The organism is Marinobacter salinexigens (assembly GCF_008370345.1).
GTDB classification, from domain to species: domain Bacteria; phylum Pseudomonadota; class Gammaproteobacteria; order Pseudomonadales; family Oleiphilaceae; genus Marinobacter; species Marinobacter salinexigens.
This window is the reverse complement of sequence record NZ_VTUU01000132.1, coordinates 1-411: the sequence shown is the minus strand read 5'-3', so window position 1 is coordinate 411 and position 411 is coordinate 1. Positions and strand designations below refer to the sequence as shown.

1 protein-coding gene and 1 pseudogene are annotated in these 411 nt (G+C 53.8%); one reads left to right on the top strand and one right to left on the bottom strand.

Going from position 1 to position 411, the window contains the following annotated elements; all coding sequences use genetic code 11:
• Window positions 1-235 (bottom strand): annotated as a pseudogene (locus tag FWJ25_RS20945) (hypothetical protein); the annotation flags it as partial.
• Between FWJ25_RS20945 and FWJ25_RS20940 the strand changes: the two are divergent.
• The coding region (locus FWJ25_RS20940; protein ID WP_246166908.1) for an alcohol dehydrogenase catalytic domain-containing protein at window positions 170-411 on the top strand (242 nt) is incomplete at its 3' end. The pseudogene FWJ25_RS20945 and the gene FWJ25_RS20940 sit on opposite strands and share 66 nt — an antisense overlap.

The following is a 411-nucleotide window of genomic DNA, read 5'->3' as shown; positions in this document are numbered from 1 at the left end:
CAGGGAGCACCAGAGTTTTGTTCCCAGCAAGATTTGCGATGTGCTGGTAAAGAGGAATCTTCTTCACCATAGCTCCAGCTTTGCACACAGCAAGTGAAACCGCAAGGATGGCATTTGCTCCAAGCTTCTGTTTGCACCAGCCCCACTCATTGGAGGTTCCATCAAGCTGTTGGACCATGAAGTTGTCAATCTCAACCTGCTCAGTGGGGTCCTTTCCAACAATCGCTGGTCCAATAATGTTGTTTACGTTGCTGACAGCCTTAAGAACACCCTTGTGCAGGTGGCGCCGCCGCAGGCCGGCGAGGTCCGCGTCAAGATCCTCTTCACCGCGCTCTGCCACACCGACCACTACACCTGGAGCGGCAAGGATCCTGAGGGTCTTTTTCCTTGCATTCTTGGCCACGAAGCTGC